The 25,112-nt window shown below is 69.8% G+C and carries 31 protein-coding genes; 6 read left to right on the top strand and 25 right to left on the bottom strand.

The genetic code is table 11. The annotated features are described in order from the left end of the window. Window positions 1–396: 396 nt before the first annotated feature. A complete protein-coding gene (gene plsY, locus RSO68_RS12320; RefSeq protein WP_315586819.1) occupies window positions 397–960 on the bottom strand; it encodes a glycerol-3-phosphate 1-O-acyltransferase PlsY in 564 nt (187 codons plus the stop codon). A gap of 218 nt (window positions 961–1,178) precedes the next feature. Between plsY and folB the strand changes: the two genes are divergently transcribed. Both folB and folK read left to right on the top strand, forming a co-directional pair. Beyond that, window positions 1,179–1,544: a dihydroneopterin aldolase gene (folB, locus tag RSO68_RS12315; RefSeq protein ID WP_089851910.1), complete on the top strand. Its 366-nt coding sequence runs from the start codon at window positions 1,179–1,181 to the stop codon at window positions 1,542–1,544. After that, window positions 1,544–2,065, top strand: coding sequence for a 2-amino-4-hydroxy-6-hydroxymethyldihydropteridine diphosphokinase (folK, locus tag RSO68_RS12310; protein WP_315586780.1), 522 nt, complete (start codon window positions 1,544–1,546; stop codon window positions 2,063–2,065). The genes folB and folK overlap by 1 nt, the downstream gene beginning before the upstream one ends. Before the next feature lie 13 nt (window positions 2,066–2,078). Here the strand turns inward: folK and RSO68_RS12305 are convergent, their stop codons facing one another. From RSO68_RS12305 to RSO68_RS12270, 8 genes are all read right to left on the bottom strand, one after another. After that, entirely contained in the window at window positions 2,079–3,233 is a 1,155-nt protein-coding gene (locus RSO68_RS12305; RefSeq protein WP_315586779.1) for a polynucleotide adenylyltransferase, read from the bottom strand. A 3-nt stretch (window positions 3,234–3,236) separates the two neighbouring features. Then, window positions 3,237–3,566: a thiosulfate sulfurtransferase GlpE gene (gene glpE, locus RSO68_RS12300; protein ID WP_315586778.1), complete on the bottom strand. Its 330-nt coding sequence runs from the start codon at window positions 3,564–3,566 to the stop codon at window positions 3,237–3,239. 37 nt (window positions 3,567–3,603) lie between these two features. After that, window positions 3,604–4,425, bottom strand: a complete 822-nt coding sequence (locus tag RSO68_RS12295; protein WP_315586777.1) for a symmetrical bis(5'-nucleosyl)-tetraphosphatase — start codon at window positions 4,423–4,425, stop codon at window positions 3,604–3,606. A gap of 31 nt (window positions 4,426–4,456) precedes the next feature. Next, on the bottom strand, window positions 4,457–4,855 hold the full coding sequence (gene apaG / locus RSO68_RS12290; protein WP_315586776.1) for a Co2+/Mg2+ efflux protein ApaG: 399 nt from the start codon (window positions 4,853–4,855) through the stop codon (window positions 4,457–4,459). Next, complete coding sequence (gene rsmA, locus RSO68_RS12285; protein WP_315586775.1) at window positions 4,852–5,670, bottom strand: 16S rRNA (adenine(1518)-N(6)/adenine(1519)-N(6))-dimethyltransferase RsmA; 819 nt, start codon at window positions 5,668–5,670, stop codon at window positions 4,852–4,854. Before rsmA ends, apaG begins: the two co-directional genes overlap by 4 nt. A 93-nt stretch (window positions 5,671–5,763) precedes the next feature. Next, window positions 5,764–6,813, bottom strand: coding sequence for a 4-hydroxythreonine-4-phosphate dehydrogenase PdxA (gene pdxA, locus RSO68_RS12280; protein ID WP_315586774.1), 1,050 nt, complete (start codon window positions 6,811–6,813; stop codon window positions 5,764–5,766). Continuing rightward, entirely contained in the window at window positions 6,813–7,457 is a 645-nt protein-coding gene (locus RSO68_RS12275; protein ID WP_315586773.1) for a SurA N-terminal domain-containing protein, read from the bottom strand. The genes pdxA and RSO68_RS12275 overlap by 1 nt, the downstream gene beginning before the upstream one ends. A 57-nt stretch (window positions 7,458–7,514) precedes the next feature. Next, a complete protein-coding gene (locus RSO68_RS12270) occupies window positions 7,515–9,959 on the bottom strand; it encodes an LPS-assembly protein LptD (protein WP_315586772.1) in 2,445 nt (814 codons plus the stop codon). 164 nt (window positions 9,960–10,123) lie between these two features. On the opposite strand from RSO68_RS12270, the gene RSO68_RS12265 reads away from it, so the two are divergent. The 3 genes from RSO68_RS12265 (at window position 10,124) to RSO68_RS12255 (ending at window position 12,535) form a co-directional block, all read left to right on the top strand. Continuing rightward, window positions 10,124–11,149, top strand: a complete 1,026-nt coding sequence (locus tag RSO68_RS12265; RefSeq protein ID WP_315586771.1) for an aminoglycoside phosphotransferase family protein — start codon at window positions 10,124–10,126, stop codon at window positions 11,147–11,149. Continuing rightward, the gene (gene murU, locus RSO68_RS12260) at window positions 11,146–11,826 is read left to right on the top strand and encodes an N-acetylmuramate alpha-1-phosphate uridylyltransferase MurU (protein ID WP_089851933.1); all 681 of its coding nucleotides are present in this window, start codon (window positions 11,146–11,148) and stop codon (window positions 11,824–11,826) included. Before RSO68_RS12265 ends, murU begins: the two co-directional genes overlap by 4 nt. Window positions 11,827–12,115: 289 nt before the next feature. Continuing rightward, complete coding sequence (locus RSO68_RS12255) at window positions 12,116–12,535, top strand: OsmC family protein (RefSeq protein WP_089847523.1); 420 nt, start codon at window positions 12,116–12,118, stop codon at window positions 12,533–12,535. Window positions 12,536–12,699: 164 nt separating this feature from the next. Here RSO68_RS12255 and coq7 read toward each other — a convergent pair whose 3' ends face one another. The 6 genes from coq7 to phaR form a co-directional block, all read right to left on the bottom strand. Next, a complete protein-coding gene (gene coq7, locus RSO68_RS12250; RefSeq protein ID WP_315586770.1) occupies window positions 12,700–13,344 on the bottom strand; it encodes a 2-polyprenyl-3-methyl-6-methoxy-1,4-benzoquinone monooxygenase in 645 nt (214 codons plus the stop codon). A 73-nt stretch (window positions 13,345–13,417) separates the two neighbouring features. Next, window positions 13,418–13,762 (bottom strand): histidine triad nucleotide-binding protein, encoded by a 345-nt coding sequence (locus RSO68_RS12245; protein ID WP_315586769.1) that lies wholly within the window; start codon window positions 13,760–13,762, stop codon window positions 13,418–13,420. Window positions 13,763–13,797: 35 nt separating this feature from the next. Then, the gene (locus RSO68_RS12240) at window positions 13,798–14,670 is read right to left on the bottom strand and encodes a phosphoribulokinase (RefSeq protein ID WP_089847517.1); all 873 of its coding nucleotides are present in this window, start codon (window positions 14,668–14,670) and stop codon (window positions 13,798–13,800) included. Then, window positions 14,670–15,104: an acyl-CoA thioesterase gene (locus RSO68_RS12235; protein WP_315586768.1), complete on the bottom strand. Its 435-nt coding sequence runs from the start codon at window positions 15,102–15,104 to the stop codon at window positions 14,670–14,672. The genes RSO68_RS12240 and RSO68_RS12235 overlap by 1 nt, the downstream gene beginning before the upstream one ends. A gap of 38 nt (window positions 15,105–15,142) precedes the next feature. Next, window positions 15,143–16,435 carry a phosphoribosylamine--glycine ligase gene (gene purD, locus RSO68_RS12230; protein ID WP_315586767.1) on the bottom strand — a complete coding sequence of 431 codons (1,293 nt, stop codon included), beginning with the start codon at window positions 16,433–16,435 and terminating at the stop codon, window positions 15,143–15,145. Between the two features lie 70 nt (window positions 16,436–16,505). Beyond that, window positions 16,506–16,970: a polyhydroxyalkanoate synthesis repressor PhaR gene (gene phaR, locus RSO68_RS12225; RefSeq protein ID WP_315586766.1), complete on the bottom strand. Its 465-nt coding sequence runs from the start codon at window positions 16,968–16,970 to the stop codon at window positions 16,506–16,508. Between the two features lie 112 nt (window positions 16,971–17,082). On the opposite strand from phaR, the gene RSO68_RS12220 reads away from it, so the two are divergent. Continuing rightward, the gene (locus RSO68_RS12220; protein WP_315586765.1) at window positions 17,083–17,796 is read left to right on the top strand and encodes a 16S rRNA (uracil(1498)-N(3))-methyltransferase; all 714 of its coding nucleotides are present in this window, start codon (window positions 17,083–17,085) and stop codon (window positions 17,794–17,796) included. A gap of 59 nt (window positions 17,797–17,855) precedes the next feature. Here RSO68_RS12220 and rloA3 read toward each other — a convergent pair whose 3' ends face one another. From rloA3 to RSO68_RS12170, 10 genes are all read right to left on the bottom strand, one after another. Next, window positions 17,856–18,410, bottom strand: coding sequence for a retropepsin-like aspartic peptidase RloA3 (gene rloA3, locus RSO68_RS12215; protein ID WP_315586764.1), 555 nt, complete (start codon window positions 18,408–18,410; stop codon window positions 17,856–17,858). Between the two features lie 20 nt (window positions 18,411–18,430). Then, entirely contained in the window at window positions 18,431–19,693 is a 1,263-nt protein-coding gene (locus RSO68_RS12210; RefSeq protein WP_390882405.1) for a lytic murein transglycosylase, read from the bottom strand. A gap of 81 nt (window positions 19,694–19,774) precedes the next feature. Beyond that, window positions 19,775–20,230, bottom strand: coding sequence for a DUF3429 domain-containing protein (locus tag RSO68_RS12205; protein ID WP_089847503.1), 456 nt, complete (start codon window positions 20,228–20,230; stop codon window positions 19,775–19,777). A gap of 70 nt (window positions 20,231–20,300) precedes the next feature. Next, window positions 20,301–21,701: a DASH family cryptochrome gene (locus RSO68_RS12200; RefSeq protein ID WP_315586762.1), complete on the bottom strand. Its 1,401-nt coding sequence runs from the start codon at window positions 21,699–21,701 to the stop codon at window positions 20,301–20,303. Next, window positions 21,698–21,850, bottom strand: coding sequence for a DUF2256 domain-containing protein (locus tag RSO68_RS12195; protein WP_315586761.1), 153 nt, complete (start codon window positions 21,848–21,850; stop codon window positions 21,698–21,700). Before RSO68_RS12195 ends, RSO68_RS12200 begins: the two co-directional genes overlap by 4 nt. A 207-nt stretch (window positions 21,851–22,057) precedes the next feature. Continuing rightward, window positions 22,058–22,462 (bottom strand): monovalent cation/H(+) antiporter subunit G, encoded by a 405-nt coding sequence (mnhG, locus tag RSO68_RS12190; RefSeq protein ID WP_315586760.1) that lies wholly within the window; start codon window positions 22,460–22,462, stop codon window positions 22,058–22,060. Continuing rightward, entirely contained in the window at window positions 22,455–22,724 is a 270-nt protein-coding gene (locus RSO68_RS12185) for a monovalent cation/H+ antiporter complex subunit F (RefSeq protein WP_089847496.1), read from the bottom strand. The genes mnhG and RSO68_RS12185 overlap by 8 nt, the downstream gene beginning before the upstream one ends. A 37-nt stretch (window positions 22,725–22,761) precedes the next feature. Beyond that, a complete protein-coding gene (locus tag RSO68_RS12180; RefSeq protein WP_315586759.1) occupies window positions 22,762–23,235 on the bottom strand; it encodes a Na+/H+ antiporter subunit E in 474 nt (157 codons plus the stop codon). Next, window positions 23,232–24,764, bottom strand: a complete 1,533-nt coding sequence (locus RSO68_RS12175; RefSeq protein WP_315586758.1) for a Na+/H+ antiporter subunit D — start codon at window positions 24,762–24,764, stop codon at window positions 23,232–23,234. Before RSO68_RS12175 ends, RSO68_RS12180 begins: the two co-directional genes overlap by 4 nt. Beyond that, window positions 24,761–25,108 carry a Na+/H+ antiporter subunit C gene (locus RSO68_RS12170; RefSeq protein WP_089847490.1) on the bottom strand — a complete coding sequence of 116 codons (348 nt, stop codon included), beginning with the start codon at window positions 25,106–25,108 and terminating at the stop codon, window positions 24,761–24,763. Before RSO68_RS12170 ends, RSO68_RS12175 begins: the two co-directional genes overlap by 4 nt. Window positions 25,109–25,112: the final 4 nt, after the last annotated feature.

The following is a 25,112-nucleotide window of genomic DNA, read 5'->3' as shown; positions in this document are numbered from 1 at the left end:
CTCTTTATGGTCGCAACGCCCAGCGCCTGCTGGCCGGCGAGCATGACGAGACCGGCATCATGAAGGCGGTGCCGCGCTGGCCGATGGACGCGCTGCAGGCACCCGCCAAGGGCTGAACCCCGCGATGATCGCGCGCTTTACGGTCGGGGGGCCAGCGCAAGGCCGCATTGAAGGCCGGGTAACGAAGCGAAGCGATATCTGCCCGGGAACGCTGGCGACGAGCGCCGCCGCGCACGTCAATCGACAGGGATGTCGAGTGAGGGGCACCCGTGAGGGATTATGTTGTGCCCCGACGTGCGAGCGGCAAGCGACGTGGCAGGGTTTCGTTCCCGGGATCGCGCGTCTCGTTATCCGGCTGGCTCGGGCATGCAGACATCATTTTTAAGCGCGAGAAGACTAGAACCCCGACTCCTCGCCGCGCCCGAGCCGGCGGATATTGAGCGCATGGCGCCCAAGCACCAACAGCGTAAAGACCATCACCACTCCCACGAACTCCGGCGCCAGCCAGATACTGGCTAGCGGCGCCACGGCGGCGCTGGCCAGCGACGCCACGGCCGCGGTGCGCACCCGCCAGGCCAGCAGGGTCCAGAGTGCGGCGCAGCAGAGCGCCACCCAGGGCGTGAGGACAAGCATCACGCCGAAGGCGCTGGCCACGCCCTTGCCGCCGCGAAAACGGTGCCAGGCCGGATAGGTGTGCCCCAGCAGCACGCCGAGCCCGACCAGCCCCAGCCCCCAGGGCGGCAGGCCGACCCCCATGGCGAGCCACAGCACCGGCATGCCCTTGATCACGTCCACCATCAGGGTGGCCAGGGCGAGGCGCGGGCCGTAAAGGCGCAGCACATTGGAAAACCCGGGATTGGCCGAGCCGGCGAGCCGCGGGTCGCCCACGCCGGCAAGGCGGCACACCGTGAGGGCGCCGAGCCAGGTGCCGCTGAGATAGCCGATCGCCATCAGCGGCAGGATGAGGTCGAGTGGCGCCTCCACGGGCGGACTCCTCCGGGATAATGCCTCGATTCTGACAGCCAGGGACCGGCGACGACAGGCCGGCGGCCCCCGGTGTCACCGGGAAGCGCGCTGGCGTACAATCTGGTGCCTGCAGGCGGACCCTCGCCTATCCCGTCCGCATCGACCAGGCCGCAACGACTGAGGCCGCAACAACCAACGACCGGGGAGCCCCGATGGATCTTGTGCTGATCGACGCGCTGGAGGTAGATACCGTGATCGGCGTCTACGACTGGGAGCGCACCATCACCCAGACGCTGCGCCTCGATCTCGAGCTGGGCACCGACATCCGCCCCGCCGCGGCGGGCGACGACATCGCCCAGACCCTGGACTACGCCGCGATCAGCGAGCGTATCGCCGGCTTCGCCGAGGCGCATCAGTTTGCCCTGGTAGAGACCTTCGCCGAGCGCCTGGCCGAGATCCTGCGCGCCGAGTTCGCCATCGCCTGGCTGCGCCTGACCGTGCGCAAGCCCGGCGCCGTGGCCGCGGCCAGCGCGGTGGGGGTCTCCATCGAGCGCGGCACCCGGCCGGGAGACATCTGATGGCCCGGGTCACCGTCAGCATCGGCAGCAACATCGAACGCGAGCATCACGTCCTGGCGTGCCTCGACGCGCTGGCGGAGACCTTCGGTCGGCTGGCCGTCTCGCGGGTCTTCGAGAGCGAGCCGGTGGGCTTCGAGGACGGTCGCAACTTCTACAATCTGGTGGTGGCCTTCGAGAGCGAGCGCTCGGTGGGCGAGCTGCAGGCCTGGTGCAAGCGCCTGGAGTTCGCCCACGGCCGGCTCAAGGACGTGCCCAAGTTCAGCCCGCGGACCCTGGACATCGACCTGCTCACCGTGGGCGCGCTCAGCGGCCGCCACGATGGCGTCGCGCTGCCGCGCGGCGAGATCCTGCACCATGCCTTCGTGCTCCAGCCGATGGCCGAGCTGCTGCCCGAGGCGCGCCACCCACTCACCGGCGAGACCTATCGCGACCACTGGGCCCGCTTCGAGGCCGATGAGCAGCGCCTCTGGCCGGTGGACTTCACCTGGCAGGGGCGCCGCCTCTCCCGCGCGGAGGAATAGCCCTGCCCACGGGTCATGCCTCGGGATCGGCGAGCGCCCCCTCGATGGCCTCCCAGCGGCGCCGCGCCAGCTCCTCGCCGAGCTCGCGCCCCTGATAGCCCTCCGCCACCAGGGCCCTGGGCAGGATCTGCACCGCCAGCCGCCAGGCCAGGGCCAGGTCCTCGGCCAGCGCCGGGGCATCCAGGCTCACCAGGCTGATCAGCGGCGCCACCCGGTCGCTGCGGCGCCACGCATCGATGCCGTCGAGCCAGCGCATCACCTGCGCCCCGCAGAGCCCGTTCGCCGCGACCTGCCGACACAGCGCCCGGGTCCTGGCCGCCTGGGTGGCCAGCTCGCGGTGAGCCCGCGGCAGGCGCAGCCGCTCGGACAGCGCCTCGCGCGCGTCGTCTCCCAGGTGCTCGACCAGGCGCGCCCAGCGCCAGCGCACCTGCGCCTCGGCCTCGATGTCCTCGGGCAGCCGATGCAGGCGCCCCAGCGCCGCGTCGAGGTCCGCGTCATCCTCGGCCAACTCCGGCATCAGCACGGCGAGTGCCCCGCACTCGTCGAGCACCTGAAAGTAGACCTCCGGCCAGGGCTCGGAGAGCGCCTTCTCGGTCTCGGTCCAGACGCGCTCGGCCACCAGGTGCGCGAGCTCGCCGCTCTTCACCAGCGAGCGCATCAGCGCGCGGGTCTCCTCGGCGATAACGAAGCCCAGTCCGGCGTAGCGGGCCAGAAAGCGCGCCGTGCGCAGCACCCGCAGCGGGTCCTCGACGAAGGCCGGCGAGACGTGGCGCAGGCGGCGCGCCTCGAGGTCGGCGAGCCCGTCGTAGGGGTCGACCAGCGCGCCCTGGGGCGTCTCGGCCATGGCGTTGACGGTCAGATCGCGCCGCGCCAGATCCTCCTCCAGGGTGACCTCGGGGCTCGCATGCACCACGAAGCCGGTGTAGCCGTGGCCCGACTTGCGCTCGGTGCGCGCCAGGGCGAACTCCTCGTGGCTCAGCGGATGCAGGAAGACCGGGAAATCACGCCCCACTGGCTTGAAGCCGCGCCGCTGCATCTCCTCGGCGGTGGCGCCGACCACCACCCAGTCGGTGTCTTTGACCGGCCAGCCGAGGCGGGCATCGCGCACCGCCCCGCCGACGCGATAGACCTCGAGTCCCTCGAGGTAGCGGTCGTCGCTGGGGTTCATGGCTCAGCACTCCACGCGGTCGGGCAGGCGGTGCTGCCAGTCGGTGAAGCCGCCATCGAGGCTGTAGACCTCGGCGAAACCCTGGCCGGCCAGCCAGGCCGCCGCCTGCTGGCTGGAGTGGCCGTGATAGCAGATCACCACCAGGGGCGCCTGGCGCGGGGCCTGGTCGAGGAAAGCGTCGACGGTGTCGTTACCCAGGCGCTGGCTGCCGGGCACATGCCCCTGGGCGAAGCTCTGAGGGTCGCGGATATCGACCAGGGTGAGGGGCGCGTCGCCCTCGAGCCAATCGGCCAAAGAAGCGATGTCGAGGTGGCGGAAGGGAGCGTTGATCATCACGGGCATCTCGTCGTCGGGGAGCGTCTCGGGGGGGTCACTGGCGGCTGGGCACGCTGATGCGCCGACCGCTCTCGAGCTCCAGGGCGGTCAGCCGGCTGCCCCAGACGCAGCCGGTATCCAGCGCCTCGGCGCGCACGCGGCTCTCGGGTGTCTCGCCCTCCAGCGCCGCCCAGTGGCCGAACAGCAGCCAGGGATCGTCCTCTCGGGGGTACTGGAACCAGGGGGCGAAGCCGGACGGGGCGCTGTCGAGCCCCTCCTTGGCGGCGAAGTCGAGGCAGCCCTCGGCATCGAGGAAGCGCATGCGGGTGAAGGCGTTGACGATCATCCTCAGCCGCGGGATGCCGTCGAGATCGTCGCGCCAGCAGGCCGGCTCGTTGCCGTACATCGCCTCGAGGAAGGCGCCGGCCCCTTCGCCCGCGAGCCGCGCCTCGGCCTCGCCGGCAAGCGCCGCGGCCTTTTCCACCGACCACTGCGGCAGCAGGCCGGCGTGGGTCATGACGGTCTCGCCCTGCGCCGCGGATTCCCGGCGCACCAGCAGAGGGCGCGCCTGCAGCCAGTCGAGCAGGCGCTCGCGATCCGGCGCGGCGAGGATCGGCGCCAGGGTGTCCTTGCGGCTCTCCCGGGCGCCGCCTCGCGCCACCGCCAGCAGGTGCAGGTCGTGGTTGCCGAGCACGATGCTGGCGGCCTCGCCCAGCGCCATCGCCTCGCGCAGGCAGGCAAGCGAGCCCGGCCCGCGGTTGACCAGGTCGCCGGCCAGCCACAGCCGGTCGCGGCGCGGGTCGAAGTCGAGCCGCTCGAGCAGGGCGACGAACTCCGCGTGGCAACCCTGCAGGTCGCCGATGGCATAGGTAGTCATGTCGGCTCCGTTGCGGTGAGTGTCACGGGGTCTAGTGTACCTGGTTGGGCCCGGCCAGCCGGAAGGGGGAGATCGCCACCTCGAAGGGGCGCTGGCTGGCGGCATCGACGCAGGTGTAGGCGCCCTCCATCACCCCCACCGGGCCGTCGAGGATCGCCCGGCTGGTGTAGCGGAAGGTCTGGCCGGGGCCGATCAGCGGCTGCTGGCCGACCACCCCCTTGCCGCGCACCTCCTGCACCTTGCCGCTGCCCTGGGTGATCTTCCAGTAGCGGGCGAGCAGCTGAACGCTGTGGCCGGAGCCGTTGTGCACGGTGACGGTATAGCTGAAGACGAAGCGCTGCTCGTCGGGGGCGGACTCGTCCAGGCGAAAATCCGGCGCCACGTCGACGCGAATGGCACCCTCGAGCCCCTCGGGAAGCGTCGGGGTCATGAGGCCTCTCCTTCCCCGGCCGCGGCCAGGTGGTTGGCGATGCGCACGAACTCCTCGATATCCAGCGTCTGGGGGCGACGGCCCGGGTCGATGCCCAGCGCCTCGAGGGCCGCGGCATCGATGCGCCCCTTGAGGTTGTTGCGCAGCGTCTTGCGCCGCTGGCCGAAGGACTGGCGCACCAGGTCGAAGAGCAGCGCCTCGTCGCTGGCCGGATGGGGCAGGGCCTCGTGGGGCGTGAGGCGCACGATGGCCGAGTCGACCTTGGGACGGGGCACGAAGGCCTCCGGTGGCACCGTGAACAGGGCATCGACGCGGCAGTGATACTGCGCCATCACCGACAGCCGCCCCCAGTCGGGGCCGCCCGGCGCGGCGGCCAGGCGCTCGACCACCTCCTTCTGCAGCATGAAGTACATGTCGGCCACGGCCTCGCCGGCCGTCAGGAGGTGGACGATCAGTGGCGTGGAGATATTGTAGGGCAGGTTACCCACCACGCGCAGCGCTGGGCCGTCGCCTCGCAATTCCCGGAAGTCCACCTTGAGGGCGTCGCCCTCGTGGATGATGAAGCCCGGCTTGTCGAAGAACTGCACCCGCAGCCCGGGGATCAGGTCGCGGTCGAGCTCGATCACCTCGAGGTGGCCGTCGGCGGCCTCGAGCAGCGGCTCGGTCAGGGCGCCCTGGCCCGGACCGATCTCGACCAGCCGGTCGCCGGGACGAGGGCCGATGGCACGCACGATACGCGAGATGACGCCGTAGTCGCGCAGGAAGTTCTGGCCGAAGCGCTTGCGGGCCTGATGAACCGGGGGGCGGGATGCCATTCGGGGTGTCCTTATGTCTCTGGAGATTCTTACTGTCGCATCGCCGCCGTGTCGGGGCTGACCCGACGCCCCTCGAACGGCTCGACGTCTCTTCTAGCCACGGCCGTCGCGACTCGCCATCTCGGCGGCCAGCGCCACGGCCACTCGCAGGCTGCCGGGGTCGGCGCGGCCGCTGCCGGCCAGATCCAGCGCGGTGCCGTGATCCACCGAGGTGCGCACCAGCGGCAGCCCCAGGGTAATGTTGGCGGCGCGACCGAAGCCGGCGTACTTGAGCACGGGGAGGCCCTGGTCATGATACATGGCCAGCACCGCGTCGACGCCTTCGAGGTGGCGCGGGGTGAACAGGGTATCGGCCGGCAGGGGGCCGTCAAGGGTCAGCCCTTCGGCGCGCAGGGCCGCGAGGGCCGGGATGATCACGTCGAGCTCCTCGCGGCCCAGGTGACCGCCCTCCCCCGCGTGGGGATTGAGGCCGCAGACGGCGATGCGCGGCGTATCCACGCCGAACCAGCGCTGCAGGTCGTCATGAAGAATATGCAGCAGCCGAGTGAGCCGCGGCCCGGTGATGGCATCGGCCACCTCGCGCAGCGGCAGGTGGGTGGTGGCCAGCGCTACCCGCAGCGCGGCCCCGTCCGGCTCGCTCGCCTCGCGGGCGTGCAGGGCGCTGTCGGTCGCCAGCATCATCACCACCTCGTCGACGCCACAGGCGTCGCGCAGGTACTCGGTGTGGCCGGTGAAGCCGGCATGGCCGGCATCGAGGATCACGCCCTTGTGCAGCGGCGCGGTGACCATGCCTGCCGCGCGGCCGGCGCGGCAGGCGTCAAGCGCCACGTCGAGGGTCTCGAGCACGTGGCCGGCGTTGGCGACATTGAGCTCACCGGGCCGCGCCGGGGCGCGCAGCGCCACGGGCCACACCGGCAGCACGCCACGCCGCGGCGCAGGCGGCGCCTCGTCATGATCGAGCTCGAGGATCTCGACCTCGCGGCCGATCATGGCGGCACGCTCGGCGAGCAGGGCCGGATCGCCCACCGCCGCCACTCGGGCTGGGGGGACCACGTCGGCGGCCAGCATCACGGCGAGCTCGGGCCCGATGCCCGCCGGCTCGCCGCAGGTCAGGGCCAGCACGGGCGCATCCGCCGGGGACATCAGCGCGCCTCGAGGCGATCGTCGACGAAGGCGCGGCTACGGATCTCCTGGATCCACTCTTCCATCTCGGCGCTGACCTTGCGCTGGAACAGCGCCTGACGCGCCTGATCGCGGCTGGCGCCCTGCTGCTCCACGAAGCGATCCACCTCGCGCTCGGAGAGGTCGACCCGACTGGCGACCCGGCGCTGCTGCAGCTGGCGCATCAGCAGCTCGCGGCGCACCTGATCGCGCACCACACCCAGCGACAGGCCGTCGGCCTCGAGCGCATCGGCGAACTGCTCCAGGCTCATGCCGTTGCCCTCGGCGATGGCGCGTACCTGGCGGTTGAGCTCGGTGTCATCGACGCTCAAGTTGGCCTCGCGCGCCATCTGCAGCTGGATTTCCTCGACGATCATGCGCTCCAGCACCTGCTCGTACAGCACCGCGTCGGAAGGCGTCGCCTGTCCCCGACCCTCGAGCTGACTGCGCACCTGGGCGACACGGTTGTCGAGCTGGCTTTCCATGATGGCGCCTTCATTGACCACCGCCACGATGCGGTCCAGCGGCTGACGGCCCGCGTAGGCCGACTCCTGGGCCTGGCCTACCAGGGGCAGGCCGCTCAGGCACAGGGCAAGCGCCAGGGTGGCGATACGTCGGCTGTGCATGTCTCTGTTTCCTCTCATCGGTGTCGAATGTCTCACGGACGGCCCAGGGATGCGCTCTCAAGGGCGGCCCAGAGATGCGCTACGGTAACCCGGGACCGCCTGCTGGAAGTAGCCGTCGGCCTCGCCGCCGACGCCGCCCAGCCCCTTGAACACGAAGCGCAGGAAGATCCCGCGATCGGTCTGGTCGTCCTCGATATCGTTGGCGGTATCGCTGTCGTCGATCCACTCGCGCCAGACCAGCTGCAGACCATAGCAGCAGTCGTTCCACTGAACACCCGCCAGCTGCTCCAGGGCGCGGTCGTTGGTGTTGTCGTAGAGCAACCGGCCGATCAGGTCGACCTGCCGGCTGGCCTTCAGGGCGAACGACAGATCAAACTCCTCGCGGTTGTAGTTGACCACGTCCTCTTCGTCCTCGGCGGGATCGAAGCCCTGGACCTGCCAGCGATAGCCGAGGTTCAGCACGTGGCCGGCCGGCGCCCGGTACTGCAGGCCCAGCGAGGTGCTCTCGGTGCGCTCCCGATGGTCGTCGTAGAGCCACTGCCAGCGGGTCCGCCACGCATCGGTGATCTGCCAGTCGGCCCGCGCGACCAGCGGCGAGCGCTCCCGGGTGGCAAGGTAATAGTCGTAGGAATCGCGATCCGTGGGCAGGGTGTCGGGATCACCCAGCATGTCGATGCTGCGATCCTCCAGGTAGTAGGCCTGCCCCAGCCCCACCGAGAGCCGCTCGCGGCCGCTCTCATCGGCCAGCAGCCGCGACTCGAGCCCCAGCGAGACGCGGTTCAGGTCGCCCACCCGGTCGCTGCCGCTGAAGCGGTAGGGCGACCAGAGCTGGTTCCAGGAGAAGGCCCGCTCGGCGGTATCGAAGTCGGGAAAGTCCGTCTGGTCCCGCGCCGGCACGTAGGCATAGTTGATCCGCGGCTCCAGGGTCTGGCGGTAGTCGCGCCCGCCCAGCGCGAGCTCGCGCTCGAAGACCAGGCCGCCGTCGACGCTGGCCACCGGCACGCTGCGGGTGAGCTCCTCGTCGCGGTCGACCTCGCGCTCGCCGTAATCCAGCTGGTAGGCGGTGGCGAGCCACTCGACCCGGGGCTCCAGATACCCCCAGCTCTCGTCCATTCGCCAGCCGGTGGCCGGCGCCAGGTGCAGGCGGCTACCGTTGGCCGACTCTCGGTCGAAGCGTTTGGTGTCGGGAAGTGCCGCTTCGTCCACGTCACGCCAGAAATAGGTGACGTTGGAGCGCCACTGCTGGTAGAAACCGCTCTCCTGAGACCAGCGGGCGTCGGCAGTCAGGCTCGGCAGGCGGTAGAAGGGCTTGTCGCGCTCGAGCAGCGGATCGTCGAGCTTCTGGTAGCCCTGGGCCTTGGCCTGCAGCCGCCAGGTATCGCCGCGATGGTCGATCTGGGCCAGGCGCTCCATGTAGGCGGTGTCGCCCTCGCCGAAATCGCGGCCGAAGTCGTCGAAGTAGCTGCCGTCGCTGGCCGCCCCATAGCGCAGCCGATAGGGGGTGCGGGCATCCAGGCGTCCGGCGTGCCGGTAGTCGATGTACCAGCGATCCTCGCCCTCGTAGCTCGGCTCGTCGTCCGGATCGCCGTCGTCGTCGGCCAGGTAGGCGCCCTCGATCTGGCCGCCGTGGTTCTCGAACAGATAGCGGTACTCGCCGCCCAGCAGCAGGCCGCGATCGCTGATATAGCGCGGCGTGATCGTGGCGTCCTGGTCCGGGGCGATGTTCCAGTAGAAGGGCTGAGCGTAGTCGAGGGAGTCGGCGGAGAGCCCCAGCAGCGGCCACAGGAAGCCGGTCTGGCGACGCTCGTCCAGGGGGAAGCGCACCCAGGGCCAGTAGAAGACCGGCACCTTGCCCACCTCGAGCCGGGCATGCTTGGCGGTGCCGACGCCGCTCTCGCGGTCGAGCAGGATGTCGTTGCCGACCAGGCGCCACAGGTCGCTGCCTGGCTCGCAGGTGGTGAAGCTCGCCTCGGTGAGGCGGTAGCGCTCGCCGTCGAGGCGGGCCAGGCGCACGGCATCGCCGCGCAGGCGCTGCTCGTGGGCCACGTAGTGGGCCGTGTCGATGCTCGCGGCGTCGCTGTTCAGGGAGAACTCGGCCGAGGCGCCGCGCACCAGCAGGTTGCGGTCACGCAGCGTCAGCGGCCCCTCGGCGTAGGCGGTCTCGCGGCTGGCGGGAACCCGCACGCGAGGCGCCTCGAGCTGGGCGTCGCCGCGGCGCAGCAGCACCTCGCCGTCGAGGCGCGTCTCGCCGTCCTCGCCCGAACCGGCCCGATCGGATTCGCTCGCCACCTTCTCGCCGGGCGGCGGCGGCAGGCGGTAGTCCGGCATCACGTAGCGGCCGCGGCACAGGGCGTCCGCCGGGCGCGTCTCGCCCCAGGGCTGCCAGTCCAGCTGGGCCGCCGGCAGCGACTCGGGCGGCGCCGCCGAGAGTGGCCCGCTCGCCAGGCCGGCGCCGGCCAGGCCTGTCAGGGCCGTCCATGTCCACGAGTGTCGCTTGCCCATGCTCCACGATGTCCTTGGGGAGGTGAATCGGTATTATACAGGCCGCACCCGGCCTGTGTTGCCGGCGCGAGCCCTGTCATCGCCGACGATGTCGGGAGCTCAGCATGCGGGGCCCCCACGGGGCCGTCAACCGTACCCGCCCCCTCACAAGGAGCCAGACGACGATGCCCGAGGCCACCGATTCCACGCGAACGCAGCGGCTGCAGGCCTGGGCGGCCAGGCGCCACGGCCTGCCCCCGGAGGCCGTCAGCCTGCGCTTCGCCGCCGGCGACGCCAGCTTCCGGCGCTACTTCCGCCTGACGCTGCCCGACGGCACCACCCGCATCCTGATGGACGCCCCGCCCGAGCAGGAGGACAGCGCCCCCTTCGTGACCATCGCCGAGCAGTGGGGAGCCGCCGGCCTGCCGGTACCGGCGCTGCACGGCGTTGACCTCGACGCCGGCTTTATCGAGCTCGACGACCTCGGCGACACGCCTCTGCAGGACCGCTTCGCGGGCGATGAGGCCCCGGCGACCCTGGCCTGGCACGAACGCGCCCTCGACCTGATTCACGACCTGCAGAACCGCGCCCCCGTCGACGGCCTGCCGGTCTACGATGCCGCCCTGCTCGGCCGCGAGCTCGACCTCTTCCCGGACTGGTGCCTGGGCGAGTGGCTGGGCCTCGCCCCGCCGCCGGAGTGGGCTTCGCTGCGCGAGGCGCTGATCGAATCAGCCCTCGCCCAGCCCGTGGTCGCGGTGCATCGCGACTTCGACGCCATGAACCTGATGATCAAGGACGACGCCCTCTACCTGATCGACTTCCAGGACGCCGTGGCAGGCCCGATCAGCTACGACCTGATCTCGCTGCTGCGCGGACGCTACTGCCGTTTTGCTCCGGCGCGCTTCGCCGCCTGGACCGAGGCCTTTCGCGTCCAGGCCATCGCCGACGGTCGATTGGCCGAGGACGTCGACGCCGCGACCTTCCTCGCCCGCATCCAGGCCATGGCCGCCCAGCGCTCGCTCAAGGTGCTCGGCATCTTCTGCCGGCTGACCCTGCGCGACGCTCGCCGGGGCTATCTCGAGCGCCTGCCGCACTTCCTCGATCATCTGGAGCAGAGCCTCGCCGGCCTGCCCGGCCACGAGGGCTTTCGCACCTGGCTCGCCGACAGCTTTCGCCCGGCGCTGGCGGCGCGCCTGGAGGCCCGCGGATGAAGGCGATGATCCTGGCCGCGGGGCTCGGCACCCGCATGCGCCCGCTCACCGACCACTGCCCCAAGCCGCTCCTGGAAGTGGCCGGCCGCCCGCTGATCGTTCACCACCTCGAGCGCCTGCGCGCCGCGGGCATCAAAGATGTGGTGATTAACGTCAGCTACCGGGCACAGCAGATCATCGACGCCCTGGGCGACGGCGCGGCCCATGGCGTCAACATCGCCTGGAGCCGCGAGGCGACCCCGCTGGAGACCGGCGGCGGCATCCGCCAGGCACTCCCGCTGCTCGGCGACGCACCCTTCCTGCTGGTCAACGGCGACGTCTGGTGTGACCTGGCACCGTCGAGCCTGCCCACCCTGGGCGATGACCTCGCCCACCTGGTGCTGGTGGACAACCCCGACCATCACCGGGCGGGCGACTTCCACCTGGACGCGCGCGGCCGGGTGCACGCCGAGGGGACGCCGCGCCTCACCTTCGCCGGCGTGAGCCTGCTCGACCCGGCGCTGGTGGCTTGCGAGGTGCCCGGCGCCTTCGGCCTGGCACCGCTGCTGCGGCGCGCCATGGCCGAGGGCCGCGTCGGCGGTACTCACCACCGCGGAGCCTGGGTCGACGTCGGCACGCCAGAGCGGCTGAGGGCACTGGACCAACATCTTCGAGCGGAGCATCACTCCAGAGTCTAAGCGTAAGGCGCCGGGGATAGGCCTAAGAGGGGGTCCTACGCCAGGGGTGAGAAGCATCGCTTCGAACGGGCTGGCCATGGATGGCCAGCACCGGCCCTGCAAGCGGAGCAGGATGCGAGAGCGCCGCAGGGCGTCGGTAGCGCCCAGGGACGGGTTTACAGCGCCCCCTCGACGGTCCGGCGCTCCGGGGCCTGTCGCCGGAACCCGCGAACGAGGCTGAGCCGCCGCTCGTCAGCTGCTATGCTGCCGAGCCTGCAGTCACCGAACTCAATCGAAGGATGCCGACCCGATGAAAGCCAGCGTGAAATGGACCGACGGACGCCAATTCGTTGCCGAGAGCGGCAGCGGCCACAGCGTAGTCATCGACGGCCCGCCCGACCACGGCGGCCGCAACACCGGCGCGCGCCCCATGGAGATGCTGCTGATGGGCATGGGCGCCTGCACCTCCTTCGACGTCCTCAACATCCTCGAGAAGGCCCGGGCCGACGTGACCGACTGTGTGGCGAGCCTCGAGGCCGAACGCGCCGACGCCACGCCCAGCGTGTTCACCTCGATCCACGTGCACTTCACCGTCAGCGGCCGCGGCCTGAAGGAGAAGCAGGTGGCCCGCGCCGTGGAGCTCTCCGCCGAGAAGTACTGCAGCGCCTCCATCATGCTGGTCAAGGGCGGCGTGGAGATCACCCACTCCTTCACCATCGTCGAGGAGTAGGCGCTTACTGGAGCCTTTCGCCTCCGCGGCTATTCTGGCGACAGGTCTACGAGGGGGCGCTGTGAACCCTTCCTTGGGCGCTACCGATGCCATCCCTGGCATCGGACCCCCTCTACGACCTGTCCCCAGCGCCGCTTCCGTCGATATCCACTGATCAGGCTGGTTTAGACGCGATAGACGCTGGTGGTCATCACCTTGGACATCAGCTTCATGCCGAGCTTGACCGGCGCGGGGAAGCGGCTGCCCCCCGCTTCCAGCGCCAGCTGGGCGTGGTGTGCCTCGTCGATGGCCATCTGGCGCAGCACGGCGCGGGAGCGATGATCGCTCGCCGGCAGCTTGACCAGGTGCTCCTCCAGGTGATGACCGACCTGCTCTTCGGTGGCGGCCACGAAGCCCAGGCTCACCTGGTCACCGATGGCGCCCGCCGCGGCGCCCAGGCCGAAGGAGGCCGCGTAGAACAGCGGATTGAGCAGGCTCGGGCGGTCGTGCAGCTCCTGGAGCCGCTCGTCACACCAGGCCAGGTGGTCGATCTCCTCCTGGGCGGCCTGCTCCATCTGGCCGCGCACCTCGGGCAGCTTGGCGGTCAGCCCCTGGCCCTGGTAGAGCGCCTGGGCGCACACCTCGCCGGTGTGGTTGATGCGCATCAGCCCCGCGGCGTGACGCTCCTCCTCCATGTTCATCGGCTCGTCGTGCACCGCCGGGGTCGCCGGCGAGACGCGCGAGGGAGTCGCCGCGTGGGGCACCAGGGTCCTCAGCACGGTATCGAACTGGTGGATCAGGTTGTCGGCACGGGATAGGGAGCGGGTCATGACGAAATCTCTCGAGAATGCACCTGATGCGTCGTACGCCGGGTCGCGCGCGGCCTCGGCCGCAGGGCGCCGGCTAGCCAGCCGGCCAGGTAAAGCGACGACCGCCCATCAGGTGCATGTGGATATGATAGACGGTCTGGCCGCCATGATCGTTGCAGTTCATCACCACCCGATAGCCGTCTTCGGCGAAGCCCTGCTCGGCCGCGAGTCTGGCGGCGGTGAACTGTAAACGCCCCACCAGCGCCAGATCGCCCTCCTCCTCGATGTCGTTGAGGGTGGCGATGTGCCGCTTGGGCACGATCAGCATGTGGGTCGGCGCCTGGGGATTGATGTCGTTGAAGGCGAGCACGTGATCGTCTTCATAGACGATATCGGCGGGAATCTCGCGCTCGATGATCTTGCAGAACAGGCAATCCATGGGCGGTTCTCCTTGCGTGAGGGTCGGTGTCGGCGTCAGCGAAAGCGCCGCTGGGCCAGCAGGTGGCGCACCAGCGGCCCGAGGATCAACTCCATGGCCAGCGACAGCCGCGAACCCGGCACCACCAGGGTGTGCGGGCGGCTCATGAAGGCATCCTGGATCATCGCCAGCAGGTAGGGGAAGTCCACCGTCGCGGGATCGCGGAAGCGGATGACCACGAAGGACTCGGCGTCGGTGGGGATGTCCTGGACCTCGAAGGGGTTCGAGGTATCCACCGTGGGCACCCGCTGGAAGTTGATGTGGGTGCGCGAGAACTGCGGCTGGATGTAGCGCACGTAGTCGTCCATGCGTCCCAGGATGGTGTCGATCACCGCCTCCTGGGAGTAGCCGCGGTGGCGCATGTCGCGATCGATCTTCTGGATCCACTCCAGGTTCATGGTCGGCGCGACCCCCACCAGCAGATCGACGTGGCGGGCGATGTCGAGCTCGGCGGTGACCAGCCCCCCGTGCAGGCCCTCGTAGAACAGCAGGTCGGTGCCGCAGGGCAGCGACTGCCACTCGGTGAAGGTGCCGACCTGATAGCCGGCCTCGATCATCTGCTTGTCTTCGGCATGGATATAGTGGCGGAAGGAGCCGTTGCCGTGCTGGCCATACTCCCGGAACAGCGCCTCGAGCCGATCGAGCAGGTTGGCCTCCACCGCGAAGTGGGAGAGCTCGTCCTTGCGATCGGGCTCGTCGAGAAGTATCTGCGCCAGCTCCTGGCGGGTATAGCGGTGAAAGGCATCGCCGTCGACGTAGGCGGCGTGCACGGCCTCCCGGGCGAACATCCGCTCGAAGGTGCGCTTCACCGTCGTAGTGCCGGCCCCGGAGGAGCCGGTGAGGGCGATGATCGGATACTCCCGCGACATCAGCGCGCTCCCGCCAGGGTATCGCGCAGGGCCTCGGGGATCGCCACCGGGCGGCCGGTGGCGGGGTCGATCAGCATCAGATTGATCCGGGCGGTGGCGACCGTGACGTCGTCGGCCTCGCGCAGGATGCGATGGTAGACGCCGATCGCCTTGCGCGCCGGCGCCGGGATGGCGGTCTCCACCGCCAGCGCATCGGGCCAGCGCGTCTCGGCCTGATACTGCACGGCGAGATCGGCCGCCACGCAGGGGAAGCCGCCGAGGTCCCACTCGTGGAGCCCTCGTGAGGCCAGCGCGGCGACGCGCGCCTCGTGCAGCAGCGAGATCAGCGCATCGTGGCCCAGGTGGCGACCGTAGTTCATGTCGGTGATGCGTACCGTCAGCGGATGACGGTGCATGACCTCATCGACGGGAAAGCTCAGTCGGACACGCTCCATGCTCGCTCCTGCATCGTGTTGTAGGGGATCGCTCGGGCTCAGGCGTCACCACGTTCACGGGCGATGGCCCGGTGGGCGATGTCGCGGCGGTAGAGCACCTCGGGCCAGCGGATCTCGGCGACGCCCCGGTAGGCCAGGTCACGCGCCGCCGCCACGTCGTCGCCCAGCGCCGTGACGCAGAGCACCCGGCCGCCGGCGGTGACCACCTGGCCGTCCCGCTCGGCCGTGCCGGCGTGGAAGACCTTGCAGCCGGTGGCCTCGGCGGCGCCGAGCCCCTCGATGGCATCGCCCTTGCGGTAGCTGCCCGGGTAGCCGCCGGCGGCCAGCACCACGCCCACCGCGGGGCGCGGTTCCCAGTCGCAGGGAAGTCCCGCCAGCTCGCCGCGCGCGCCGGCCAGGCACAGCTCGGCCAGGTCGGAGCGCAGCCGCAACATGATCGGCTGGGTCTCGGGGTCGCCGAAGCGGCAGTTGTACTCGATCACCTTGGGATTGCCCTCGGCGTCGATCATCAGGCCGGCGTAGAGGAAACCGGTGTAGGCGTGGCCTTCCTCGGCCATGCCCCGCACCGTGGGGCGGATCACCCGCTCCATGATGCGTTCGAAGACGCTGTCGGTGACCACCGGCGCCGGGGAGTAGGCGCCCATGCCGCCGGTGTTGGGGCCGGCATCGCCATCGAAGGCGCGCTTGTGGTCCTGGCTGGTCGCCATGGGCAGGATGGTCTCGCCGTCGACCATGACGATGAAGCTCGCCTCCTCGCCCTGCAGGAACTCCTCGATCACCACCCGGGCGCCGGCATCGCCGAAGGCGTTGGCCTCGAGCATGTCGCGCACCGCCGCCTCGGCTTCCTCGACGGTCATCGCCACGATCACGCCCTTGCCGGCCGCCAGGCCGTCGGCCTTGATGACGATGGGCGCGCCCATCTCGGCCAGGTACTCGAGGGCCGGCTCCACCGCAGTGAAGGTGCGATAGTCGGCGGAGGGGATGGCGTGACGGGCCAGGAAGTCCTTGGTGAACGCCTTGGAGCCCTCGAGCTGGGCCGCGCCGGCCGTGGGGCCGAAGATCGCCAGGCCCGCCTCGCGGAAGCGGTCGACCACGCCCTCGACCAGCGGTGCCTCGGGGCCGACGATGGTCAGCTCGACACCCTCCTCCCGGGCGAAGGCCACCAGGCCCGTCAGGTCGTCGACGCCGATAGCGACGTTCGTGAGCCCCGGCTCCAGGGCCGTGCCGGCGTTGCCGGGGGCCACGAAGACCCTCTCCACTCGGGGTGACTGGGCGACCTTCCAGGCCAGGGCGTGTTCGCGGCCACCGCCGCCGATGATCAGGACCTTCATCCGCTTGACTACCTCAGAACCGTGCAAGAAACGTCGCGGCATTATGTCAGAAACCGACGCGCGGCGCCGCCTACGGCTTGCCCTTGCCCGAGTCGTCGTCGTTCGGGGTGCCGGCCTGGTTGATGGTCTTCTGCCAGAACTTCATGTTCTCCTCGGCCATCTCGCGCATCAGCTCCATGGGCGAGTGGCGCATGGCCTGCTGCCACTGATCCTGCATGCGGTGCTGTTGCTCGAGCATCAGCTGGGTGCCCTGCTCCAGATAGCGCGAAAGGGGCAGCGGCTGGGCCATGTCGTAGACCCGGATGAACTGCGCCAGCAGGTCGTTGGAAAACACCTGGGCGTCGCCGTCGGCCTGCTCCTGCTCGATGATGATCGACAGCAGGATGGTGCGGGTCAGGTCCTCGCCGCTCTTGGCATCCTCGACCCGGAAGGGCACCTCGTCGATGATCAGGCCGCGCAGATCCTCGAGGGTCACGTAGCGGCTCTGTTCGGTATCATAGAGCCTGCGGTTGGCATACTTGCGAATCACGCGCACGGCGCTGCTCCTTGTCCGATGAGGGCGGTTGCCCCCCGTAGCGCTATTGTGCACCGCGACACCATCCATGCAAGGCATAGCCCCTATTCAGTCTCAAACACGGCGAGGCGCCATGAACCTGATCCTGCTCTCCCCCGAGGACGTCGAGAACCATCGCCTGGCCCGGGTTCGCGACCCGCGCCGCCTGGCGCACCTGCGCGAGGTCCATCGCGCTCGCCCCGGGGACACCCTGACACTGGGCATCGCGGGGGGCGCGCTGGGGCGCGGCGAGCTGTTGAGCCTCGACGACGACGAGGCGTGCTTCGACGTCTCCGCGCTGGATCAGCCGGCGCCGCCTTCGCTGCCGGTGCACCTGGTGCTCGCCCTGCCGCGTCCGCGGATGCTGGCGCGCAGCCTGGAGCACGTCACCGCCCTGGGCGTGAAGCAGATCACCCTGCTCAATACCCGTCGCGTGGAGAAGAGCTACTGGCAGTCGCCGGAGCTCGACGACGAGAAGATCCACCGCCACCTGGTGCTGGGCCTGGAGCAGGCCCGCGACACCCGGCTGCCCGAGGTGACCCTGGCCAAGGGCTTTCGCCCCTTCGTCGAGGACCGGCTGCCGGGGCTGCTCGCGGGGCGGCGCGGGCTGGTGGCCCATCCGGGCATGCCCGACGACTGCCCCCGCGGGCTCGACGAGCCGGCGGTGCTGCTGGTGGGGCCGGAGGGCGGCTTCATTCCCTGGGAGGTGGAGCGACTGCTCGAGGCCGGCTGCCAGGGGATTCACCTGGGGCCGCGCATCCTGCGGGTGGAGACCGCGGTCACCGCGCTGCTCGCCCGGCTCTTCTGAGTCGAGTGTAGACGCGGCCGAGCCCGCTCGGGCCCGGCCGCGAGGATGTGACGGCGGCGCTACTCTGCCTCGTCGGGATCGTGGGGCACGAAGGGGGCGTCGTCGTCGCAGTCGGGCTCGGTGAGGAAGGTCTCGCGCACGTCGAGCAGGCCGAGGTGGCCGATGGAGCGGCGCCCGAGCAGCAGCGGATAGTTCATCTCCCCGCGATCACGCAGGCTGAACTGCTCCTCGTAGACGGTATCGCCCAGGCAGACGTTCATCAGCACCACCGGCCGCTCGTCGACGCCGCCGGCGCCGCGCACCCGTAGGTCGCGGTAGAGCGGCAGCTCCATGCGCTCGGTGAAGGTCTCGCCGCTGGCCTCGTCCTCGAGTTTCAGGCGAAAGCGCACCCAGTCGTCGCCCTCCTTCTCGAAGGTCTCGATATTGCGGGCGTCCAACGACGAGGTCAGGGCGCCGCTGTCGAGCTTGGCCTTCACCTCGACGCCCCAGGGTTCCAGCGTCGCCTTCTCCACCCAGCCAAAGACACGATCGGCATCGTCGTCGGCGAGCACCGCCGGCGCCGCGCTCGAGAGCAGGGCGGCCAGCAGCAGCGGGCGGTAACGGGTCGGGATCATGATCACCTCCGAAACGGTGCTCAGCGCCGCAGGCGCTGGAGTAGGGTGAGGGTCGCGAAGCCATCCGGCGTGACGCCAATGGCGCCCTGAAAGGCGCGCAGGCCGCGCCGGGTATTGGGGCCCATGATGCCATCCGGCGCGCCCACCTCGAAGCCGCGCTCGTTGAGCAGGCGCTGCATCTCGCGCACCTGGCCGCGGCTCAGCGGCTGCTGCTCCCGGGGCCAGGCCTGCACCACGCCCTCGCGGCCGGCGATCTCGTCGGAGAGCACACCCACCGCCAGGGCATAGCTGGTGGCGTTGTTGTAGCGCAGGATCGCCCGGAAGTTGCGCCCCACCAGGAAGGCCGGGCCCTCGGCGCCGGCGGGCACGATCACCGAGGCGGCGCCGAACTCGGGCAGCGGCTCGCCGCTCAGGGTGCGCACGCCCTGCTCGGCCCACTCGGCGCTCGAGAGGCGATGAGAGAGCTCGGTACGGGCGTAGTCGAACCCCTCGGGGAGACGGACCTCGACGCCCCAGGGCTCGCCCGCCTGCCAGCCGGCGCGGTCGAGATAGTGGGCGGTGGAGGCCATCACGTCGGGGATGCTGCCCCAGATATCGCGACGCCCGTCGCCATCGCCGTCCACGGCGTAGGCCACGAAGCTCGAGGGGATGAACTGGGTGTGCCCCATGGCGCCGGCCCAGGAGCCGATCATGCGCTCGGGCGAGATATCCCCCGCCTCGAGGATGCGCAGCGCCGCGAGCAGCTCGGTGCGGGCGAAGTCGCTCCGGCGGCCCTCGAAGGCCAGGGTGGCCAGCGCCTCGAGGGTCGAGAAGTCGCCGAAGTTGCCGCCGTAGTTGCTCTCGATGCCCCAGATGGCGACGATCACCTCGGCCGGCACCCCGTAGCGACGCTCCATCTCACGAGCCGTGTCGCGGTGCTCGGCCAGACGCGCCTGCCCGTTGCTGACCCGGGTCGACGACACGGCGCTGTCCAGGTACTGCCAGATCGGGCGCACGAACTCGGGCTGAGATCGGTCGAGTTCGATCACCCGCGGGCGGTAGCGCAGGCCGTCCAGCGCCTGCGCCAGGGTCGCCTCGGCGATACCCTCGGCCCTCGCCTCGCGCCGAAAGCGGGATAGCCAGCCCTGGAAGTTCGCCACCGCGGCCGGCGCCGTGTCCGCCGGCTGGGCGGTCTCGGCGACGGCCGCCATGGTCGCCCCGTCAGGCGTCTGTGCCTGGGCCTCGCTAGGCGGGGCCGCCTGACAGCCGGCCAGCAGGGCCAATAGCAGAGGGGGGGTCAGCATCCGTTTCATCGTCGCTCCTGCAGGGCATTGTCCATTTAACCGGGCGATCATCGCCCAGAAGCGCCCGCCAGGAAAGCCCCTTCAGGCGCCGGTGAGCCGCCAGATCACCAGACCATGACAGGCCAGTACCACCAGGGTCAGGAGCGTACGCAGGGATTGATACCAGTCGGGCAGCTGCGCCCGACCGTCCCGGGAGCGCTCGTGGAAGCGCACCAGCAGAAAGCCCGCGACCAGCACCCAGGCGCCGGTGAGCGGATGCAGCAGCAGCGCCGGCCAGGCCAGCAGGCTCGGCACCATGGCAAGCAGCATGCGTGCGCGAAACGGCGCCTCGCCGGGACGCTCCCGGCACATGGCCACGCCCCACTGCACCCCGCCCAGGAAGGAGAGGATTACCGCGGCATAGGCGAGGAAGGCGCGGATGGCGACGACCTGCCAGGCGATTGGCGCAAGCCAGGTCGCCGCCGCCGTCGCGACGAACGGAAGCAGGCCGGCCAGGCCCAGCAGCCGGGGCAAGGTGGGCGTGGCGATACGGTTCATGGCGGCTCCTTATCCAGGGAGAGAGGGAGTGGAAGCGGCGGCGGTGCTGGGGATCGGGCACACCCTCGGGCTAGTCATCCCGGGTCTCCTGGGGCAGCAGCCAATCGCGCCAGCCCGCCGCCTCCACCACGGGCGAGGCGAAGCGCCTGGGCGCCACCCGCCAGGGCTGATGCCGGGCCTGGCCGGGCGGCAGTTCGGCGAGCTCGGGCTGCCAGTGGGCGACGTAGTTGCCCGCGGGATCGTAGTCGCGCGCCTGCTTGAGCACGTTGAACCAGCGATCACGGGTGTCGCGCCCCACCCCGGCCACATAGCGCCAGTTGCCCCAGTTGCTGGCCACATCGTAATCGACCAGGCAGGCCTCGAACCAGGCCGCCCCCAGCCGCCAGTCGCCTTCCAGCTCGTTGATCAGGAAGCTCGCCACGTTCTGACGCGCGCGGTTGGAGAGCCAGCCGGTGGCAGAGAGCTCGCGCATCGCCGCATCCACGAAGGGCACCCCGGTACGCCCCTCGCACCAGGTGCGAAAGCCGTCGTCCGGCACCGGCAGCCGACGGTCGCCATAAAGCGCCGAGCCCTCCTGACGCGCCGCCCAGTGGAAGTACTCGCGCCACAAGAGTTCGAACACGACCCAGTAGCTCGACTCGCTGGCCCCGTGCCGGGCCTCCCAGGCGCACACCGCGTCGCGTACCTGACGCGCCGACAGGCAGCCGTGGGCGAGCCACGGCGAGAGCCGGGTGGAAAAATCAGCACCCACCAGGCCGTTGCGGGTCTGCTTGTAGCGGGCGATGGCCCCGCTCTGCCAGAGGTAGTGATCGAGGCGCGCCAGGCCCGCCGCCTCGCCGCCGGCAAAGGCGAACTCGCCGCGGGCGTCCGGCGCCCAGCCGGCCGCCTGGGCGCACACCTGACCCAGCGGCGGAAAGCCGCGCGGCGCGCCCTCGGGCCAGCCGGGCAGGGTCACCGGCGCCGGGGCGGCATCGGGAATCGCCCAGGCGCGCTCGACCCGGCGGCGAAATGCGGAAAAGCTCCCCGGCAGCTCGTCGAGCGCCGTGGGCAGCGAGGCCTCATCGAGCAGCATGCCGGTGTCATGACAGCTCAGCGTCACCCCCTCGCCCAGCCGCGTGGCCAGCTGCGCCACGGCCTGCTGCTCCTCCCAGCCGGGGTCGGCGCGCACCCTCACCTCGTCGAGGGCGTACTCGTCGATCAGTCCTGCCATCACCTGGACGGGGTCTCCGATGCGCACCAGCAGGTCGCTGCCGCGCTTGAGCAGCTCGCCGCGCAGCTCGATCAGGCTCTCCCACAAAAAGCGCAGGCGAGCAGGCCCGATGCGCGGCGTCTCTAACCCGGGCGGCGGCTCGAGCCAGGCCTCATCCAGCGCGAACACACAGATCAGCGCCTCCGGGGGCGTGGCGAAGAAAAACAGCGAATTATCGGCCAGGCGCAGGTCGCCGCGCAGCCATATCAGGGTCCGGTTCATAGCACTCGCTCCTGGCGTCGAGCCTCGCGGCGACAGCGCTCGCTGCAGTGGCGAACCTCCTCCCAGCAGCGTGACCACTTGCGTCGCCAGGCGAAGGAGCGCGCACAGTGGGCGCAGACCTTGTGCGGGAGATGCGGCTTGCGATGCATGAGGCAGCCTCAAAGGTGGACATGATGCTTTAATAGTACAGCATTTGTACAAATAAAACTCCGGCGGCCACCAGGACGGCGACGAGTCATTCAACGCGGCCGCTGCTCACGACCACTCCTCCGGGGCCAACCCTCATGACCCAACGAGAAGGGGCCGCCCTAAGGCGGCCCCATCGGCGGTCGTTGCGCATGGGAGGAGCGCGAATGTCAGGAGGCGTCCGGCCCATCGGGGGGGCGACGCTCGTGCTCTTCGGCCGGCGCGCCGCTCTTCAAGTCGCGAGTCAGGGGGTCGAAGTGGGGCTTGAGCTCGTCCTTGACGGTGCCCGCCCACAGCCGGGCACCGACGATATAGCCCGCCCGACCGATCACGTGGGCCGCCACCGGGGCGGTCATCATGATGAAGAGGATCACCCCGAAGGCGCGCGCCACCACCGCCACCTCGGCGAAGTGCAGCGCCACCGCCAGCATGATCAGGGCGGTGCCCAGGGTCGCCGCCTTGGTGGTGGCGTGCATGCGGGTGAGCAGGTCGGGCATGCGCAGCACCCCCAACGCCGCCAGGAACATGAAGAGCGCGCCGGCAAGGATCAGGCCGCCCTCGAGGGTCTCAATCATCGCGGGGTCCTCCGCGCTCCAGGAAACGGGCGAAGCCGATGGCGGCCATGAAGGCCATCAGCGCCATGACGATGGCCACGTCCAACAGGCTCGGCACGTCGGTGGCGATGGCGATCACCCCGATGATGCCGACGAGGATCGACGAGAAGAGCTCCAGGGCAACCACTCGATCCGGCAGGGTGGGGCCGCGGAACAGGCGCACGAAGGCCAGGCACAGCGCCAGGACCATCACCGCCAGGCTCACAAGGATCACGGGGGACACCGGATCACCTCCTATGTCGAATGGAAAAGGCTCGGCTCTAGTGGAACAGGGCCAGCGCCCGGCGCTCGAGCTCGGCCAGGCTGCGCCGCAGCGCCGGCTCGTCGTCCAGGAACATGGCATGGATGTAGAGCACGCGGCGGTCGTCGGAGACGTCGAGGCTCAGGGTGCCCGGCGTCAGCGAAATCAAGTTGGCGACCAGGGCGATCTCGAATTCGGTGGTGGCCCGCAGCGGCATGGCGATCACCCCCGGCTTCATGTACCAGGTCGGAGTGATGATATCGAAGGCGACCTTGAGGTTGGCCATCACCAGCTCCTTGAGGAAGAAGCCGACGAAGCGGATCAGTCGCGGCAGGCGCTGGGCATTCCCGGTCAGCGCCGGCACCTGGGGCTGGATGAGCGCCAGCACCAGGTAGCCGAAGAGCAGCCCGGCCAGCAGGTTGCGGCCACTGAAATCGCCGGTGAGCACGATCCAGGCGAAGCCGAGCATCAGGTTCCAGGCGGCTCCGATCATGGCGAGCCCTCCCCCGCCGTGCCCGGCTCTATTCCTGATCCAAGAACCGCCTCGATGTAGCGCTCGGGCGCCAGCAGTTGGCCGGCCGAGGCCTCGGCCAGGGCGTAGATCGGTCCGGCGTTGAGTCCGATGAACAGGGTACACAGCGCCAGGCCCGCTACCGTCGCCGACATCAGCCACATCGCCCGCGGCTCGACCGCCGGCACGGCCTCGAGCTCCTCTTCCGGCGCCGCCTTCCAGAACACCTCGGCCCAGATCTTGATCATCGAATAGAGGGTGAGCAGCCCCACCAGCAGGGCGATGAAGGTCACCCCGTAGGCCTCGGCCTCGATGCCGGCGCGTATCACGATGAACTTGGCGAAGAAGCCCGACAGCGGTGGCATGCCGGCAAGCGACAGCGCCGGGATCAAAAACAGCACGGCAAGCCAGGGGTGGCTACGATAGAAGCCGCCCAGCGAAGCGAGCTGGTAGGTGCCGCGCAGCCGGTGGACGATGCCGCTGACCAGGAAGAGATTCGTCTTCACGATGATGTGATGAATGATGTAGAAGACCCCGCCGATGATCGCCAGCGGCGTGAACAGCGCCAGGCCCAGGATCATATAGCCGATCTGGCTGACGATGTGAAACGACAAAATGCGGCGGAACTCGAACTGCGCCGCCGCCCCGAGCACGCCGGAGAGCATGGTGAGGCCTGCGCCCCACAGCAGGATCTCATGGGTGTAGCCGGGGCTGTGGTGGAAAATCAGCGTGAACACCCGGTAGAGCGCATAGACCCCGACCTTGGTCAGCAGGCCGGCGAACAGCGCCGAGACCGCCACCGGCGGGGTGTGGTAGGAGGCCGGCAGCCAGAAGAACAGCGGGAAGGCCGCCGCCTTGATGCCGAAGGCCACCATGAACATCATTGCCAGGACATCGACCATGCCGTCGTCCTCGAGGGTCGCCAGGCGACGGGCGATATCGGCCATGTTGAGCGTGCCGACCATGCCGTAGAGCAGCCCCACAGCGACCAGGAAGGTCACCGAGGAGACCAGGTTGAGGGTGACGTACTTGATCGCCCCCTCCATCTGCGCCTTCTCGCTACCCAGGATCAGCAGCGCGAAAGAGGCCACCAGCATCACCTCGAACCAGACGTAGAGGTTGAAGATGTCGCCGGTGAGAAAGGCCCCGGCGACGCCGGCCAGCAGCAGGTGCATCAGCGGAAAATAGCCGTAGGCCTCGTGGCCGCGGCCCACCGTGGCCAGTGAGAAGAGCGCCACGGCGAGGCCGATGATGCCGGTGAGCACCACCATGATCGCGCCCAGCAGATCGGCCACCAGGCTGATGCCGAAGGGTGCCGTCCAGCTCCCCATGTGCATCACCTGGATGCCGTCGCGCTGGACCGTGGCCAAGAGCCACAGGCCGGTCAGCAGCAGACCCGCGGTGCCGGCCACGGCGATGAAGCGCTGCATGCTCCGGGAGCGCCAGAACAGCAACGACAAGGTTCCCGACAGCAGCGGGATGAGGATGGGCAGCGCGATCTGAGGCGTCACGTGTCGGTATCCCTCATCTTGTCCAGGTCATCGGCGCCCACGATCTCCCAGGCGCGGCGCACCAGCACCACGGCGAACGACAGCACCCCGAAGGCGATGACGATGGCCGTGAGCACCAGCGCCTGGGGCAGCGGGTCGGCCACCGGGCCCACCGGCGCCGAGAGGCCCTCGGGCACCAGCGGCGGGGCGCCGCGCACCATGCCCGCCGTGGCGAAGATCAGCAGGTTGGCGGCGTTGGAGATCAGCATCAGCCCGATCACCAGCTTGACGATGGAGCGGCGCAGCATCATGTAGACGGCGGCGGCGAAGAGAATGCCGATCGCGACGGCTATCAGGGGTTCCATGGCG

The organism is Halomonas saccharevitans (assembly GCF_032333995.1).
GTDB classification, from domain to species: domain Bacteria; phylum Pseudomonadota; class Gammaproteobacteria; order Pseudomonadales; family Halomonadaceae; genus Halomonas; species Halomonas saccharevitans.
Note: the sequence above shows the minus strand (reverse complement) of the source record. Positions and strands in the feature narration are given on the sequence as shown.

Coding starts and splice junctions, on each gene's coding strand:
- folB (WP_089851910.1), top strand. CDS start 1,179: ATGGATCTTGTGCTGATCGACGCGCTGGAGGTAGATACCGTGATCGGC.
- folK (WP_315586780.1), top strand. CDS start 1,544: ATGGCCCGGGTCACCGTCAGCATCGGCAGCAACATCGAACGCGAGCAT.
- RSO68_RS12305 (WP_315586779.1), bottom strand. CDS start 3,233: ATGAACCCCAGCGACGACCGCTACCTCGAGGGACTCGAGGTCTATCGC.
- glpE (WP_315586778.1), bottom strand. CDS start 3,566: ATGATCAACGCTCCCTTCCGCCACCTCGACATCGCTTCTTTGGCCGAT.
- RSO68_RS12295 (WP_315586777.1), bottom strand. CDS start 4,425: ATGACTACCTATGCCATCGGCGACCTGCAGGGTTGCCACGCGGAGTTC.
- apaG (WP_315586776.1), bottom strand. CDS start 4,855: ATGACCCCGACGCTTCCCGAGGGGCTCGAGGGTGCCATTCGCGTCGAC.
- rsmA (WP_315586775.1), bottom strand. CDS start 5,670: ATGGCATCCCGCCCCCCGGTTCATCAGGCCCGCAAGCGCTTCGGCCAG.
- pdxA (WP_315586774.1), bottom strand. CDS start 6,813: ATGTCCCCGGCGGATGCGCCCGTGCTGGCCCTGACCTGCGGCGAGCCG.
- RSO68_RS12275 (WP_315586773.1), bottom strand. CDS start 7,457: ATGCACAGCCGACGTATCGCCACCCTGGCGCTTGCCCTGTGCCTGAGC.
- RSO68_RS12270 (WP_315586772.1), bottom strand. CDS start 9,959: ATGGGCAAGCGACACTCGTGGACATGGACGGCCCTGACAGGCCTGGCC.
- RSO68_RS12265 (WP_315586771.1), top strand. CDS start 10,124: ATGCCCGAGGCCACCGATTCCACGCGAACGCAGCGGCTGCAGGCCTGG.
- murU (WP_089851933.1), top strand. CDS start 11,146: ATGAAGGCGATGATCCTGGCCGCGGGGCTCGGCACCCGCATGCGCCCG.
- RSO68_RS12255 (WP_089847523.1), top strand. CDS start 12,116: ATGAAAGCCAGCGTGAAATGGACCGACGGACGCCAATTCGTTGCCGAG.
- coq7 (WP_315586770.1), bottom strand. CDS start 13,344: ATGACCCGCTCCCTATCCCGTGCCGACAACCTGATCCACCAGTTCGAT.
- RSO68_RS12245 (WP_315586769.1), bottom strand. CDS start 13,762: ATGGATTGCCTGTTCTGCAAGATCATCGAGCGCGAGATTCCCGCCGAT.
- RSO68_RS12240 (WP_089847517.1), bottom strand. CDS start 14,670: ATGTCGCGGGAGTATCCGATCATCGCCCTCACCGGCTCCTCCGGGGCC.
- RSO68_RS12235 (WP_315586768.1), bottom strand. CDS start 15,104: ATGGAGCGTGTCCGACTGAGCTTTCCCGTCGATGAGGTCATGCACCGT.
- purD (WP_315586767.1), bottom strand. CDS start 16,435: ATGAAGGTCCTGATCATCGGCGGCGGTGGCCGCGAACACGCCCTGGCC.
- RSO68_RS12220 (WP_315586765.1), top strand. CDS start 17,083: ATGAACCTGATCCTGCTCTCCCCCGAGGACGTCGAGAACCATCGCCTG.
- rloA3 (WP_315586764.1), bottom strand. CDS start 18,410: ATGATCCCGACCCGTTACCGCCCGCTGCTGCTGGCCGCCCTGCTCTCG.
- RSO68_RS12210 (WP_390882405.1), bottom strand. CDS start 19,693: ATGCTGACCCCCCCTCTGCTATTGGCCCTGCTGGCCGGCTGTCAGGCG.
- RSO68_RS12205 (WP_089847503.1), bottom strand. CDS start 20,230: ATGAACCGTATCGCCACGCCCACCTTGCCCCGGCTGCTGGGCCTGGCC.
- RSO68_RS12200 (WP_315586762.1), bottom strand. CDS start 21,701: ATGAACCGGACCCTGATATGGCTGCGCGGCGACCTGCGCCTGGCCGAT.
- RSO68_RS12195 (WP_315586761.1), bottom strand. CDS start 21,850: ATGCATCGCAAGCCGCATCTCCCGCACAAGGTCTGCGCCCACTGTGCG.
- mnhG (WP_315586760.1), bottom strand. CDS start 22,462: ATGATTGAGACCCTCGAGGGCGGCCTGATCCTTGCCGGCGCGCTCTTC.
- RSO68_RS12180 (WP_315586759.1), bottom strand. CDS start 23,235: ATGATCGGAGCCGCCTGGAACCTGATGCTCGGCTTCGCCTGGATCGTG.
- RSO68_RS12170 (WP_089847490.1), bottom strand. CDS start 25,108: ATGGAACCCCTGATAGCCGTCGCGATCGGCATTCTCTTCGCCGCCGCC.